Genomic DNA, 13,994 nt, shown 5'->3' with positions numbered 1-13,994 from the left:
ATTTAACTTTACGAATAAAATACCCAAATAGCTAATAAAAATAGTCGCAAAAATTATGGAACATAAAATCGATAATGTTGCTCAATACGGAACACGTTTCGACCAGATCTTGGGAAGTGATATGCAAAACATTGAAATCAAGTTTTTGAAATCGTACGATTTCTTGCCCGAATTAATGCTGCATTTTGGTTCATTTATCGTGAAAAAAAGTTTTGTTCGGGAAACTGCAACCTGGAATGGAATTTGGGACGGAATTAGTTTTCATTTTTACAACACATTTGAATATAACAACCAAAATTCAAGCAAAAGGAAAATCAAAAAATCAGTTGAAAATCCCTATGTACGCGTGTTTCCGGTAGCGTTATCACAAAAAATTCCGATGACGAAAGACACTCAATCAACACATCTTTCGATTGCAATCAGTGCAGATTATTTGAAAACATTTTTGAGAGATGACGCGAAACATTTTGAGTTTTTATTTGATAGCAGTAACATTTTTTTGATTGAAGAAATTATGACTGATAACATTTTGAACACTGTGAATGACATTGCAAAACAAGATGAACAAAGTTCGTTGAAAAGTTATTATTACAAACTAAAAGCAATGGAATTGCTTTTTTATTTATTTGAGAGCTTGCGGAAGCGAGAAAAATCTGTTCATCAAAAACTCAACGACAGAGAAATAAAATCCATTTACAAAGTACGTGACAAAATCGTTTCGTCATTGAGCAAACCAAGTACCATAACAGACTTAACGAAGATTGCAGGAATGAACGAATTGAAAATGCGAAAAATCTTCACACAAGTTTTTGGTATGGGAATTTACGATTATTACCAGCACTTGCGAATGAAAGAAGCCGCAAGACTTTTACGTGATGAAAAACTATCGGTATCAGAAGCAGGTTATCAAATGGGCTTTGAAAATCTAAGCCATTTCACGAGAGTATTTGAAAAACATATCGGTAAAAAACCGAAAAAATACAGTAGTGAATTTATGTAAGAACCAAATAGAAAATTCAACTCTTTTTTACAGCTTCTCGATGTTTTTGCCCCCATTTAATCATTGGATCAATTACTTCTTTTAAGGTATCGGCACATTTACAGGGCAACAGCCCATATCGCATTATTGGAGGACATTAAAAACTTTGATGAGACAATCATTTATAGTTGCGGCACAGGATTACAATTATTGAAAACACACCCAGTAAAATTGACCTGAACGTCAGATAAAATCGGACATTTTGAGTATTGTAGAAAACGAGACTGAATGGTTCAAGAACAACCCTATATTTTTTGACTACAATAAATACCAATTCAGCTACCTTTCACAAGGCCACAATTAAGAACTTTGCAACAGAATTAAATCAGAAAGAATATGCAAAATCTTAGAGAAAAAATAGTGGCTGTTACAGGAGCAAGTGCAGGAATTGGTAAAGCAATAGCAATAAAATTGGCAGAAAATGGTGTAAAAGTTGTTTTAGGTGCAAGAAATACCGAACTATTAGAAAAGGTTGTTGAAGAAATTAAAAGCGCCGGTGGCGAAGCTGTATTTGCAAAAACCGATGTGAGCAATAAAGCTGATTTGGTTCAGTTGGTAAATGTGGCGATTACACATTACGGCAAACTGGATGTCATTGTAAATAACGCAGGCGTTGCCCGCCTTAGCCGCATTGACGAATTAGATACTGACGGTTGGGATGAAATGATTGACAGTAACCTAAAAGGTGTTTTGTATGGAATGGCGGCTGCAATTCCTGTTTTTAAGAAACAGGCATCAGGACATATTGTTAATATCATTTCTACTTCGGGCATAAAAATAGTACCGACTCAAGGCGTGTATGCAGGAACCAAAAACGCTGTTCGCACCATTGCAGAAGCGTTTCGGCAAGAGTCGGATGGAAGCATACGAATTACAGGAATTTCGCCAGGATATATAAAAACGGATTTTGCAGTTAAAAGCGTAAACAGAGAAGACATGAAAGCAGCAGCCTCAAAAGCTGTTGAAGAACTGGCCATAAGCCCCGAATCTATTGCCAATGCTGTAATTTATGCTATTAGTCAGCCCAAAGATGTTGAAGTAGGCGATATAGTTATTCGCCCGTCAAAGCAAAATTGATTACATTAGAACGATGAAAATGCGAAGTCAATCTAACATCAATCATATTGAAAGTATATCACAGCTGGTAAGGGAATTGGGACTTCCCGCACCATTGCACCCATTGATTACATTGGTTGATTACAATAATGTTTCAGCTGAAATGTTTCCGAAAGGGCAAAAAATCATTCTAGATTTTTACAAAATTTCCTTTAAGCATACCTTCAAAGGACAAACAAAATACGGACAAGGATATTACGATTTTGAAGAAGGCGGGTTGGCTTTTTTAAAACCCAAACAAGTTGTTTTTGCACCCGAAGAGGCAGACAGTTATGTAGGTTTTGCATTGTATTTTCATCAAGACCTTATCCGAAATTATCAGTTGGGAAATTCGATAACTCAATATGGATTTTTTTCTTACAATGTTAACGAAGCATTGTTTTTGTCGGCAAAAGAAAAAGAAATTATAACGAATTTGTTCAACTCAATAGCTAACGAATTGAATAACAACATTGACAGTTTCAGCCAAGATGTTTTGGTATCACAAATAGAATTACTGCTTAATTACAGTAATCGATTTTACAATCGCCAATTCGTCACAAGAAAAGCTGTTAATCACGACATAGTAACTTCTTTGGATAAACTGTTAAACAGCTATTTTGAAGAAGAGAACAGTCTGAAAAGTGGCTTGCCGTCTGTTAAATATATCAGTACACAATTAAAACTATCACAACGCTATTTAAGCGATATGCTGCGTTCATTGACAGGATTAAATACACAACAATATATTCAGAACACAATCATAGAAAAAGCCAAAGAAAAATTGTCCACGACAGATTTATCTGTTTCAGAAATTGCTTATGAATTAGGCTTTGAACATTCGCAATCGTTCAGCAAACTTTTCAAAGCCAAGACGCAATTTTCGCCATTGGAATATAGACAGTCGTTTAACTAAACACCAACGGACAAAGACGACCGAACGCCAGGACCACAACCGTTCGGAGTAAGGCTAACTGAAACGAGTTTATAACAGAACTTGATCCAAAGACTATCAAAAAAATATTTTACAACACAGACCTTGCTGAACAGACAAATGACCCGAAATTGTTCAAGAAACTACAAAATGACATTTGGGAACTTCGGACAAAATTCACTGGACTTCAAATCAGGTTGCTCGCATTTTGGGACAAGTCAGACAACCAAGAAACTTTGGTAGTTGCGACCCACGGTTTCATAAAAAAGGTTGACAAAGTGCCAGCAAATGAAATTGACTGTGCAGTAAGACTAAAAGATAAATATTTTAACAACAAATCTAAAAAGTAGAAATATGGCAACGAAAGAAATCAAGACCTATTCACTTACTGAAATGAAAGACAAGTATATCGGTAAAGTTGGGACAGCAGACCGTGACGAATATGAATACGAACTTCGCATGGACGTGTTAGGAAAAATGATTAAATCTGCAAGACAAGAACGCCACTTGACACAGGAAGAACTTGGCAAACTTGTAGGAGTGCAGAAAGCTCAAATTTCAAAACTCGAAAGCAGTGCTAACAGTGCGACCATTGATACTGTTTTAAAAGTTTTCAGAGCATTAAAAGCAGAAATAAATTTTAACGTAAAACTCGAAGACAACTTTATTAAACTCTCCTGACAGACAAAAGGCATAACCCATAACACGGGTTTTGCGTTATGCTGACGTGCTTAGTAGAAATATTTGTGCTAAATCCCGCCACATTGCCAAGCCTGAAAACGTTAGCTGTAATTTTTTTTGTGAACATATAATAGTCATCCGATGAACACTAACTTATTGTATATATTCATTCGGATGACTAAATCAATCCGAGCTTTGGCAAGATTCCAGCAAACTGTTTAGAATTTTGTCAAAGCTTGCGCCGATCAGAAATCCCATCCGCGTGCCAAAGGTGCTTTTGGGCTTCTTGCCCCGCTATAGGAGCGTAAATTCATTTACACAAATAGCTAAGCTAAGCGGGCCAGCTCTTCATTAATAAGGTTCAACTCTGCTTTGGTTAAGGTAACATCTACAGATTGGGCATTACTAATTGCCTGTTCTTTGTTTCTTGCACCTGCTAAAACAATTGTAATACCTGGTTGAAGCGTTGTCCATTTCAAAACCAATTGCGATAGGCTAATTCCTTTTTCTATTGCTATAGGTTCTATTTTCTCCAGGAATTGTTTTATGCCCGAAAGATCAAACTGTGCAAAATACCCATTTCGATGATCGCTGTATTTTAACGAGTCTCCTTTAAAGAATTTACCACTTAGCAAACCTCTTTCAAGTGGGCTATATGCAATGATCCCGATATTGTTTTCTAGCGCAGCAGGAATGATCGTTGCTTCTATCTGCCTCTGCAACATGCTGTAAGGCACTTGATTTGAAGCCAAATTGATACTTTTATTCGCTTCCAGCATTTGTAGTTCATTGTAATTGCTCACGCCTGCTGCCCGAATTTTCCCCTGATCGATCAATAGTTGCAGGGCTTCCATGGTTTCATCGATTGGCGTGGTAGAGTCAGCCCAGTGAAGTTGCAGGAGATCGATATAGTCGGTTTTCAAACGTTTTAAACTTTCTTCAGCTTCTTTAATTACATTGGCTTTTGAGGCGTATTTATAAACGGAGTAGTTTTTTCTCTGGTGTTCTACATCAAACATGTAATCGCCTTTACTGTTATTACTCCCATCCCATACCATCCCAAATTTAGTGAGTATTTGAATTTTAGAACGGTCCATTTGTTGGATGGCTCCCGCAATAAGTTCTTCACTTAATCCGAGCCCATAAAATGGGGCAGTATCTAGTGTTGTTACACCATAATCTATAGCTGCAATAATTGCCTCACGTGCTTCTTTTTTTTCAGTGCCGCCCCACATTGTTCCTCCGATGGCAAAGCTACCATATGTAATTGCCGATAACATTAAATCGGTATTCCCTAATTTCCTGTATTCCATGATTGCCTGATTTTATAATGACTATTTTTAATTCAGTTTCTGCGATTTTAAGACTATAGTAGAGAATCAATGGTGCCTCCAAGTTCTTCCTGAATCTTTGGACTCGACTGAATGATCAGTTTTATATTCCCTTCTTTATCAATAACCATACTGGTTGGCCATGAATTTATCGCATACTTCTTATCGGTGTCGCCAGAATCTGGCAACACTGTGTAACTGAAAGTACGTTTCTCCAGAAATGCTTTGACTTGTTCGGCGCTGTTAAAAGTCAGCGCCAGGAAAACGATGTCTTTGTTAGCGTATGCCTGAACTAACTTATTGAGCTCTGGCATTTCCTGGATACACGGGACGCAAGAGGTAAACCAAAAATTCAGGACGATTATTTTTCCCCGAAGCGCTTTTAATGACCAATGTTTTCCCTGCATATCTGGCAATTCAAAATCAGGGGCTGGTTTATTCAACATGGCAGCAAAAGAATCCTCTTTCTCCTTTTTTTGTTTGTCGATTTTTTGTTTCATCTCATCCGTTAAACGTACCAGATGTATAATTCCCTTTTTATCATCCTCTTCATTATGCATGAACATGATTCGTCCCTTTCCCCACGCTTGTTCGAGACTATCCCATTTTATAATGGGGAAAACCTTTCCGTCAGGAAGAAGATAAGTGGTAGGTTTTGATGATTGGGTTGTTTCTTTTGATGATTGCGCCATTACCTGCAAATAGGACAAGCATATTAATTGGCTGAAAAAATAAATTTTAATGAATTTTTTCAAGAATAGATATTCCATGATCATTTTTTATGTTAATGTATTTTATCAAGAACTAAATCAACTCCGTAGAAGGATCAGATCGTATTTTCCCAAGATTTAAGTTGAACGCCCTTTAACATGTCTTCAACCAACTGTGGCACTGCATTGCGGAACTTACCTGTGTCGGAAGGAATAATTTTGATCATGGCATCGATCATTTCAGCGGGATCAAGCTTACTATACGATGAACTAAAGAATGCATCGAAACCTGCTTTCAGATCAGCACGTTTGGTAATATTCTTTTTGTCGTCTAACCAGCGAAACGCAGTCTCTGCCATGGTTTCGTTAAAGCCAGTAAAATAGGCACCAGGATTGATGGTTTGTATCTTAATGTTATACGGTTTCAGTTCTTCGGCCAATGATTCGGCAATTGCTTCCAGAGCATGCTTGGATGATGCATAGGCGCCTAAACCTACCTGCGTAAACAACCCTACTACTGATGAGGTAAATATAACTTTACCTTGTTTTTTTGCCGTGATCCACCTGGCAACAAACTGCTGGGTTAGTTCCAGCGGAGCGAAAACATTTGTTTCGAAATTATCGCGAACAATATCAAGTGGCATCTCGAATACAGGGCCGCTTTCGCCAATACCAGCATTGTTAAATAAAATATCGATGTCATATTTCAGAGCGACTTTCACATCATATTTGTCAAGTATATTAAGCTTGATAACTTCAATATTATTTTCCAGACCCAGTTCAGCAACTTTTTTTCGCAATGCAGTTACCTGAGGCAATATTTGTACGCCTGCTATTACTTTATAATTTAACTGCGCCAAACCAATGGCGGTACCTTCTCCCAAACCTGAGCCTGCCCCAGTAATGAGTATTGTTTTTGAGTTGGACATGATTTTATGTTTTATCTTTACGCAAATTATTTTTTAACCAACCAGTTTTCTACGGCTCTTGAAAAATCGGCAACATCAATAGGATGTCTACTTGTAATCAGGTTTCCATCAATCACTACTGGTTGCTCCAATACGGTGCCACCAGCATTTTTCAGATCAACCTGAATGTTCCAGTAACCAGTTAATTTTCTTCCTTTCAAAATGTCTGCAGAAGCAAGCACTACAGGGGCATGACAAATGGCTGCGATCAATTTTCCAGATTGATTAAAATCCTGTACAAATTTGATCACATCTTTGTCATAGCGTAAATTATCTGGGTTCCACGCCCCACCAGGTATAAATACCGCATCATAATCGCTCACTTTGACCTGATCTGCTGTACGATCTACTTTGATCCAACCCACAGGTTGCAAGTATTGAATGGCCATAATATGTGTCTTGGCCATTTCAGGTTGGCTAAGTCCATATCTTGCTGGAGCTGGATTGTATTTGGGAGAAACAATATCTACCTGTGCGCCCAATTGTTTGAAGTACCATACTGGCCCAGTCAATTCTATTTCTTCAAAACCATCTGCTGCTATTACAGCGATTTTTTTGCCTTTCAATAGCGTTTTATCTTTTACAGGAGTGAAAAAGAATGCCCTAAGCGCTTCGTTTCCAGGTGCATTTAATAATTGTGATACAGGCATGTTTACAACTGCCGATGGCGAAGTAAGCTGATTTAGTACTTCCATTTCATTTGTTTTCATTTGAGCGTTTGCATTAAGTATAGCAAGTATACTGATGATACCTATCCATACAATTTGATTGAACTTTTTCATGTTTTTTAGTTTTAATAAGGGTTAAATTGTAATGCTTATTTTTTAGTTTGAGAAGGAAATGCCACAAGTCTGTGCAAGCCAGCTTGAAAGGGCTGCTTTTTAATACTTGTATTTAAGTATTCGAGCACGGGTAGTATTGGTGGAAATTTGAGATGGTACTGAAAAGCATTTTCATCCCTGAATTTTTCGTAAGTAACAAACTTTGTGCTGTCATCTTCAAATTCAGAAAGCTGATAGTTGATTACACCTGGTTCGCTGCGGAACTGGGGCATCACTGCATGATACACCTCTTTAAAATTATTTTCCGTTCCAGGTTTACTCTCTACAAACAACATAATTGTGATGGGCCGATCATTTGTATTGGCTTTTCTATGCCATTCTTCTTTAGATAGCGGTTCAAGGTCTTTTACATAGATTTTTTTTGCTGGCTGCTTCAGGTGTTTTTTCGCAAATAGTGTTAGCTTTTTAAATTCGTCTCCTTTTCCAATCTTATCAAACTCTGTTTTACTGGTCCATCTTTCAATGGTCCATAATACAGTTGGATTTTCTTCTTCAAAGTAAGCTTCTGCCATAATGTTACTTTTTTGGACATTTGCATACTTCACATAATTGCTCAACACATTTCGAAACAATTGCTGATTGTTCTTTTCCACATCATACCTTGTCAATACCGAAACAGTTTCCTGATATTTCAACTGTGTTGCAACGGCTTCTCCAACAGCTTTTGCCGATTGTGGATTCTGGCCAGTTACCAGCCGTTGATCAACAGCTACATGCGACTGCCACAATTCAGATTTTTCGAATTTGGCACCACGTTCTATCAACTTAGATTCCAAAAGGAATGGCACTACCTGATCCAGCTTTACAGCAATTTCTTCTTCATTGGTAAAGGCATTCACTTTTTTACCATCAACCAGGTACTTTCCATTAGAAAGTTTAATGTTGACTAATCCTGCAGGGCCGTGGCACACCGCACTTACCACACCTCCACTCTCATAAATTTTAGCAGCTATTGAAGATAGTGCGCTATTATCTGCAAAATCCCACATGGCACCGTGTCCACCAGCGTAATGGATGGCAATATAATTGCCTGTACTTACTTCCGCTGGCATTAAGGTGTTTTCTATTTTATGCCGATAGCTTCCATTTTCCCAGAATTTCTTGTTGATGGGATCATTAAGATCAAAACCATCTATTGGTGCTTTTCCACCTTTCGGACTTACAAAATCAATGTCATAACCAGCATCGACCAATATATCCCATGGATGGGCTACCTCGGACAAATAAAATCCAGTTTCCTGACCAGTATTCCCTTTTTGATTGTGGCTGGTTACCACGAATAAAATTTTCTTTTTCATGTGATCTCGTTTTTGTGCCTTAACGGATAGGTTACTTAACAAAATGCCCACGATTATAATAACCATTGATAATTGAGCTAGAAGTGCTTTTGGTTTCATTACTTTGTTATTTAGGTTTATCATTACATTTTTTTATAGGTTTTACGAATTCGTTTCCCAACAATTCTTTTCCTGTATGTTTGATCAAAATAGAATTGGCCATGGCGAATGAGATAAACAACTTATTGTAAGCCAAGTCAACTTTTTCGTAGAACTGTTGATACAAAGCTGAAAAGAATAAAAATGTTGTACCTGACGCAAATGTGTCAAAATGCATTTTTCATCATTTCTGCTACACCAGCCCACTTAAAATAAAATATTTTCCTGGGCCTGAATTACCTTTGGGATATGCTGTTCGCCAATCATTTCCAGTAGGTCTATTTCAATATTTCGACAGATTGATAACATGGGAACATCATTACTTAGTCCTTCAAATGGGTTTTCCGAGTAGTCGCCTATCAGTTCCATCATCACGTATACAAATCCTATGATAGAACCAACAGGAACACTCAACCAAACCATGGCACCACCTAGCTTCGCAAATTCGCCCACTATTCCAAACGGGAGCAGGAACACAAAAATGCCGACGAAAACAAAACTTAAACTTGCATATTGCCTGGGAAAGGGAGAATTTTTAATACGTTCGGCCCTACCCTGTTCTTCATAAAAACTATTGATCGCCGTTTGCAGGTCTATCTGCTGCAAAGCATTAATAGCGTGCTGGTTTAAAAGCAACTGCACGGCTTGTGTTTGTTTATCCAAAAGTTGAGTTGCTTTGTTGTGAACGCGGTCAAGAGCTTGTTTATCTTCGGGCGATAAATAAGCCATCCCTTCCAATTGATCAAGATCTTTTTTGAAGTTGCGAAATACTTTTTCGCGCCTGCGTTGGTTATAGCTCCCATATATCCATCTCAATTTAACATGCTCCCAGGGTACTGGCTTGAGTAATTGTTCACGAAGTTGATAGAGATAGGCAATATGTCTAAAGATTATTTCTTTGCGAACCTCATGATGAACCTGTACATCCACACTTTTAGTAGAGCTGTAATTTTTAACCATAGTACAGAACTTTCTGCTGTTATTAACTAAGGCACCCCATATCTTTCGTGCCTCCCAAAGCCTGTCGTAAGATTGATTATTTTTAAATCCTACATAAAAAGCTACTGCAGTACCAATTAAAGAAAGCGGTAGCCAGGGGATGCTGATGAAACGCCAGCCAGTAAAATAATATAGTGAAGTCACTAAAAGCATCCACGGAACAAGCCATGTTAAATGCTGACCAGCAAACTTTAAGATATCCCTAAGCGAAAGGTGTTTTTTAATAATCATGGCTAAGCATTTGATTTTCTTCCATTTTAAGAACCACTGATCAGGAACCTGATCGTTCTTATAACTTTATTGAAATAAGTGAACTATTCTCCAATCTTTAGCAATAGCGCCGAAAGTTCATTCGGTTTAGCCAAAAAAGGCGAATGGCTCGTGTTTATTTCATATACTGTTTTGATACCAGCATCATCAATCATCCTATCCTGAAGTTTCGGCGAAATTACAATGTCCTGAAGTGTTTTGATGTAGATCTTTTCTACCGCGCCAAAGTTTTCACTGGTAAGTGTAACCTTACTGGTAAAAGGAATTGCGGGTTCTGGTCGGTAATTAGTAAGCACTCGTTCTTTATCTGCTGGTGTACCATCAGCTATAAACAGATTGGTTAAATTTTCACGCACTACATCAAGCGTTAACTGATCAGGCGATGGTGCCAATAATGGCCCAAGTTTAGAATCTGGATCTGAAAAAGCCAAATCGGTAAGTGCCTGCCCTGTAGTTGGTAAAAAGGCACCGATATAAACCAACTTACTGATTTTAGCAGGTACTTTTTCGGCTACATGTGTAATGACCATTCCGCCCATGCTATGCCCTGCAAGAATTATTTTACCTTCAACCTTAGCAATTGCTTCAATTACCTTATCACGGTAAACATCTAAACTAAGCGTATGGGTAGGTGTGTTATCTGTACCATGCGCTGGAAGCTCGACAACGATTACTTTGTTGCCCTTTTTGGTCAGCGCCGAATTTACCGCATCCCATACATAAGGAGCCTGCCATGCACCATGAACCAAAACATAGGTTTGTGGTTTTAATGGCGTTTTTTCTCCTTCTTCTGCACTTAATGCCGTCTGGGAATTTGAAATAACTGCAGATAGCAGTATTAAAATTGATTTTTTCATTTCTATTTATTTATGTAAAACTTTTATTGAAGCGCACCGCTATCTTATATGTTGCTCATTTCCAAGCAATCATCTGCTATTCCCGTTGTTGTCTGGTGCTGGCATATCAAATCCATTTAAGATAACAGCAATCAAGCTGTAGCCACCAACCAGGAAGAAAAGTTCGGCAAGGCCCTCTTTTCCAAGTACTGCTAAAGCATAATGATATGTTGATGTTGGAATAATACGACCATTAACCAGGCAATGGGCAATGTGATGGGCAATGGCTTCCTGCTGTTTTAACCCATTTGGGCAGCCGCCAGCTGCAAGAACTGCGATGACATCAGCAGAGATACCAAAAGCAGCGGCCATAATTTCATGAACATAGAGTTCAAACTTTGCACCGTAAAAGCCACCTACGGTAAGTATTGCTACTTCACGAACTTTCTTATCAAGCGTAGCCTGGGTATCAAGCGTTCGCAAGAAAGTAAGTGCGGCGATGCCAAATTGCGGAAAATGCAACATCGGTGCAAAAGGGCCAAGCAATGCGCCTTGAGCATCAATCATGGTTGCAGGGCTTTGGCTACGGTTAATTAGGTTAGCAATCTCATCATGAACGTAACGCAGCTCTGCACTAAGGCCATCTGGAGGTAACGGAGTGATACGCATATTACTTTTATTTTAGGGTTAAAGAATTTCACTTGTAAATTCGCCATCAATTAAAATGAAGGCCATACGGCAGATTTTGTCTGATCGGTTTGCCCAGGCATGGTTTGTACCATTCTGAACAATCACATCTCCAGCATGAACAGTTACCTCTCCACGATCAAGTATCATCGTGATTTCGCCTTCAAGTACAATTCCATAATCTACAGTTTTTGTTCTGTGCATCAGCGGATGTGGTGCACCGTTTGCAGATGTAGAAGCGTGTGCATCGCCCATAGATTTAAATTTTTCTGCGGCATCCAATCCTGTCAATTTTCGAATTTCATCGCCTTCTGGAGGAAACTCAATCACACGTAATCGTGTTCCATTTTTCGGTGGCCCTAATAATAAATTACTTTCATCCATCTCATCTGGCTGCGCATGGATCAAAGCTGGGCTTTCTAGCGTATGCCATACTTCGAAAAATGTTGGGCCACCAGGGCCACCAACCAAGTGTATATTAACAGGCACTGCATCAGAGATGATGGTTGCCTTACCAGTGGTATCATGACCTGTCACAATACGTCTGAATGTTTTTTGTTGCTGATCCATAACTATTTTAATTGTTTTTAGATTTGTTGAAAACAAAAGCCCCTAAATAATGGAACAGTACGCCAATTGCCCACGCTGGAGTAGACCATAATGGCCATGGATAGGTTGTGTCAGTTAGATACCATACCAACCAGATAATGGGTGTAACCAGGATGAATATTAGAAAATGAATTCTAAATCCTTTTTTTGCATTTACTGTTGCAGTTGAGCCGTGTTTAGTGAAGTTTGTCATAACGTTTAATTTTTAATGTTTTTGATGATTTAATTTCTTGACTAACACTTACTGATCGATTTCTAAATCGTACCTATAATGCTTCGCCTTATTTGGTTATTTTCAATTTGTTAATACAAATCTGCTAAGGAAACGAGAGATTTACCTGACACAAATGCGTCAAAAACCAGCTGTTTTGAAACAGGATTTCTCATCAATGAGATGCCTGTTTTAACTGAAAAACAACATATAGCAAGGGTAACATGGCTATTGCCAACTGTTTACTAAAGAAACATTTTTTGGAAACTAATCGATATGATTTTGAGTGTTCCGTGCAGACTATCAGTCGTTTAGTTGCTAAATCATATACTATCGTCATTGCAAGGCACGAAGCAATCTTAAAGCGATAGTTGTAGGATTTTTCATCGTTAGTTTATATTGCCAAAGGTATTCAAGCTTGCTTCGCAGGCACTTCGTGTCTCGCATGACGGATTAAGCCGCAAAACTCACGTTAACTGAATTAGTGTAAACAGAAAAAGCCACTTCATCGAAGTAGCTTTTAAAAAAGAAATTTGCTTACTGGGTTTGAGGGAGAGTTAGTATCCGCAGCGATATAGTTTATAATCTCTATGCAGTGCTAGAAAGAGAAAATTTTTTCAAGCTCGATTATATGCGTTCCCGATTTAAGCACTTTAGTTGCTTTTACCATTTTTGATGCAAGGGTTGCCGTAGGCATTGCGCTGAACTTCTTGAATAAGCCCAATTTATTTAAAATCTTAATTGCGCCAATAGTAAGATGTTCGCCCATACGATCGCTGTTTTCTCTTAATAACACCCCAGGTTTGAAGATGATATAACGATCAAACATCAATGTGCCGATGGCTTCTTCCAGCTTTCCTTTCAGTTTAGAATAAAACAGGTTACTTGAAGGAGATGCCCCATAGGCAGATAACAAAACAGCACTTGGTACTCCATTTCTTTTTGCAATCTTGGCAAACTGCAATGGTATTTCATAATCGATGTGCCACTGCTTATCTTTAGAGCCAGCGGCTTTCAGGGTTGTTCCCAGGCACGAAAACCAAACATCCCCTTTGATATCCGTTGAAACCTCTTCCAACTGATCAAAATCAGTAAGAATTTCGGTTAACTTCGGATGTGATTTTCCACTGTTTCGTCGCACAAATGTAACTACTTCTGTGTAAGCTGAATCTGCTAATAGCAGATCTAAAAGGTTTGTTCCTGTTGCGCCAGAAGCGCCGATGATTAATGCTTTCATATTAAACTGTAGTGAATTTACAAAATTGATTAACGTTAAACAAAACAAAGAATGCTTCCAGTAGGTACATTCTTTGTTTTAATAAATCAGTTATTTATTGTACTGATTC

General features: G+C 38.3%; 16 protein-coding genes. 5 read left to right on the top strand and 11 right to left on the bottom strand.

Translation table 11 applies throughout. The annotated features are described in order from the left end of the window. The first annotated feature begins 55 nt into the window (after positions 1-55). The 5 genes from DU508_RS13110 to DU508_RS13090 all read left to right on the top strand — a co-directional run bounded on the left by DU508_RS13110 (position 56) and on the right by DU508_RS13090 (position 3,749). On the top strand, positions 56-1,000 hold the full coding sequence (locus tag DU508_RS13110) for a helix-turn-helix domain-containing protein (RefSeq protein ID WP_115403238.1): 945 nt from the start codon (positions 56-58) through the stop codon (positions 998-1,000). A gap of 375 nt (positions 1,001-1,375) precedes the next feature. Beyond that, the gene (locus DU508_RS13105; protein ID WP_115403237.1) at positions 1,376-2,116 is read left to right on the top strand and encodes an SDR family oxidoreductase; all 741 of its coding nucleotides are present in this window, start codon (positions 1,376-1,378) and stop codon (positions 2,114-2,116) included. Between the two features lie 19 nt (positions 2,117-2,135). Next, on the top strand, positions 2,136-3,050 hold the full coding sequence (locus DU508_RS13100) for a helix-turn-helix domain-containing protein (RefSeq protein ID WP_115403356.1): 915 nt from the start codon (positions 2,136-2,138) through the stop codon (positions 3,048-3,050). A gap of 71 nt (positions 3,051-3,121) precedes the next feature. Continuing rightward, positions 3,122-3,418, top strand: a complete 297-nt coding sequence (locus DU508_RS24325) for a type II toxin-antitoxin system RelE/ParE family toxin (RefSeq protein WP_115403236.1) — start codon at positions 3,122-3,124, stop codon at positions 3,416-3,418. Between the two features lie 4 nt (positions 3,419-3,422). After that, positions 3,423-3,749, top strand: coding sequence for a helix-turn-helix domain-containing protein (locus DU508_RS13090; protein WP_115403235.1), 327 nt, complete (start codon positions 3,423-3,425; stop codon positions 3,747-3,749). A 326-nt stretch (positions 3,750-4,075) separates the two neighbouring features. Here DU508_RS13090 and DU508_RS13085 read toward each other — a convergent pair whose 3' ends face one another. The 11 genes from DU508_RS13085 to DU508_RS13030 form a co-directional block, all read right to left on the bottom strand. Continuing rightward, the gene (locus DU508_RS13085; protein ID WP_115403234.1) at positions 4,076-5,062 is read right to left on the bottom strand and encodes an aldo/keto reductase; all 987 of its coding nucleotides are present in this window, start codon (positions 5,060-5,062) and stop codon (positions 4,076-4,078) included. 53 nt (positions 5,063-5,115) lie between these two features. Beyond that, positions 5,116-5,850, bottom strand: coding sequence for a peroxiredoxin family protein (locus DU508_RS13080; RefSeq protein ID WP_158542169.1), 735 nt, complete (start codon positions 5,848-5,850; stop codon positions 5,116-5,118). A 56-nt stretch (positions 5,851-5,906) separates the two neighbouring features. Then, a complete protein-coding gene (locus tag DU508_RS13075; RefSeq protein ID WP_115403232.1) occupies positions 5,907-6,719 on the bottom strand; it encodes an SDR family oxidoreductase in 813 nt (270 codons plus the stop codon). A 26-nt stretch (positions 6,720-6,745) separates the two neighbouring features. Next, the gene (locus DU508_RS13070) at positions 6,746-7,540 is read right to left on the bottom strand and encodes a DJ-1/PfpI/YhbO family deglycase/protease (RefSeq protein WP_115403231.1); all 795 of its coding nucleotides are present in this window, start codon (positions 7,538-7,540) and stop codon (positions 6,746-6,748) included. Between the two features lie 35 nt (positions 7,541-7,575). Beyond that, positions 7,576-8,898, bottom strand: a complete 1,323-nt coding sequence (locus DU508_RS13065; RefSeq protein ID WP_147273630.1) for an antibiotic biosynthesis monooxygenase — start codon at positions 8,896-8,898, stop codon at positions 7,576-7,578. Positions 8,899-9,243: 345 nt separating this feature from the next. Then, positions 9,244-10,266, bottom strand: coding sequence for a bestrophin family protein (locus tag DU508_RS13055; RefSeq protein ID WP_115403228.1), 1,023 nt, complete (start codon positions 10,264-10,266; stop codon positions 9,244-9,246). 83 nt (positions 10,267-10,349) lie between these two features. Beyond that, positions 10,350-11,162, bottom strand: a complete 813-nt coding sequence (locus DU508_RS13050; protein WP_115403227.1) for an alpha/beta fold hydrolase — start codon at positions 11,160-11,162, stop codon at positions 10,350-10,352. Positions 11,163-11,231: 69 nt separating this feature from the next. Continuing rightward, a complete protein-coding gene (locus DU508_RS13045) occupies positions 11,232-11,810 on the bottom strand; it encodes a carboxymuconolactone decarboxylase family protein (RefSeq protein WP_115403226.1) in 579 nt (192 codons plus the stop codon). Between the two features lie 18 nt (positions 11,811-11,828). Continuing rightward, a complete protein-coding gene (locus DU508_RS13040) occupies positions 11,829-12,398 on the bottom strand; it encodes a cupin domain-containing protein (RefSeq protein ID WP_115403225.1) in 570 nt (189 codons plus the stop codon). A gap of 7 nt (positions 12,399-12,405) precedes the next feature. Beyond that, entirely contained in the window at positions 12,406-12,630 is a 225-nt protein-coding gene (locus DU508_RS13035) for a 2TM domain-containing protein (protein WP_115403224.1), read from the bottom strand. 616 nt (positions 12,631-13,246) lie between these two features. After that, positions 13,247-13,885, bottom strand: a complete 639-nt coding sequence (locus DU508_RS13030) for an NAD(P)H-binding protein (RefSeq protein ID WP_115403223.1) — start codon at positions 13,883-13,885, stop codon at positions 13,247-13,249. Positions 13,886-13,994: the final 109 nt, after the last annotated feature.

This window comes from Pedobacter chinensis (assembly GCF_003339865.1).
Taxonomy (GTDB): Bacteria; Bacteroidota; Bacteroidia; order Sphingobacteriales; family Sphingobacteriaceae; genus Pedobacter; species Pedobacter chinensis.
This window is presented reverse-complemented; position numbering and strand designations above follow the sequence as displayed.

What these genes read in the sequence shown, in the direction of transcription:
- DU508_RS13110 (WP_115403238.1), top strand. Translation starts at nt 56, where the DNA reads ATGGAACATAAAATCGATAATGTTGCTCAATACGGAACACGTTTCGAC.
- DU508_RS13105 (WP_115403237.1), top strand. Translation starts at nt 1,376, where the DNA reads ATGCAAAATCTTAGAGAAAAAATAGTGGCTGTTACAGGAGCAAGTGCA.
- DU508_RS13100 (WP_115403356.1), top strand. Translation starts at nt 2,136, where the DNA reads ATGCGAAGTCAATCTAACATCAATCATATTGAAAGTATATCACAGCTG.
- DU508_RS13090 (WP_115403235.1), top strand. Translation starts at nt 3,423, where the DNA reads ATGGCAACGAAAGAAATCAAGACCTATTCACTTACTGAAATGAAAGAC.
- DU508_RS13085 (WP_115403234.1), bottom strand. Translation starts at nt 5,062, where the DNA reads ATGGAATACAGGAAATTAGGGAATACCGATTTAATGTTATCGGCAATT.
- DU508_RS13080 (WP_158542169.1), bottom strand. Translation starts at nt 5,850, where the DNA reads ATGGAATATCTATTCTTGAAAAAATTCATTAAAATTTATTTTTTCAGC.
- DU508_RS13075 (WP_115403232.1), bottom strand. Translation starts at nt 6,719, where the DNA reads ATGTCCAACTCAAAAACAATACTCATTACTGGGGCAGGCTCAGGTTTG.
- DU508_RS13070 (WP_115403231.1), bottom strand. Translation starts at nt 7,540, where the DNA reads ATGAAAAAGTTCAATCAAATTGTATGGATAGGTATCATCAGTATACTT.
- DU508_RS13065 (WP_147273630.1), bottom strand. Translation starts at nt 8,898, where the DNA reads ATGAAAAAGAAAATTTTATTCGTGGTAACCAGCCACAATCAAAAAGGG.
- DU508_RS13055 (WP_115403228.1), bottom strand. Translation starts at nt 10,266, where the DNA reads ATGATTATTAAAAAACACCTTTCGCTTAGGGATATCTTAAAGTTTGCT.
- DU508_RS13050 (WP_115403227.1), bottom strand. Translation starts at nt 11,162, where the DNA reads ATGAAAAAATCAATTTTAATACTGCTATCTGCAGTTATTTCAAATTCC.
- DU508_RS13045 (WP_115403226.1), bottom strand. Translation starts at nt 11,810, where the DNA reads ATGCGTATCACTCCGTTACCTCCAGATGGCCTTAGTGCAGAGCTGCGT.
- DU508_RS13040 (WP_115403225.1), bottom strand. Translation starts at nt 12,398, where the DNA reads ATGGATCAGCAACAAAAAACATTCAGACGTATTGTGACAGGTCATGAT.
- DU508_RS13035 (WP_115403224.1), bottom strand. Translation starts at nt 12,630, where the DNA reads ATGACAAACTTCACTAAACACGGCTCAACTGCAACAGTAAATGCAAAA.
- DU508_RS13030 (WP_115403223.1), bottom strand. Translation starts at nt 13,885, where the DNA reads ATGAAAGCATTAATCATCGGCGCTTCTGGCGCAACAGGAACAAACCTT.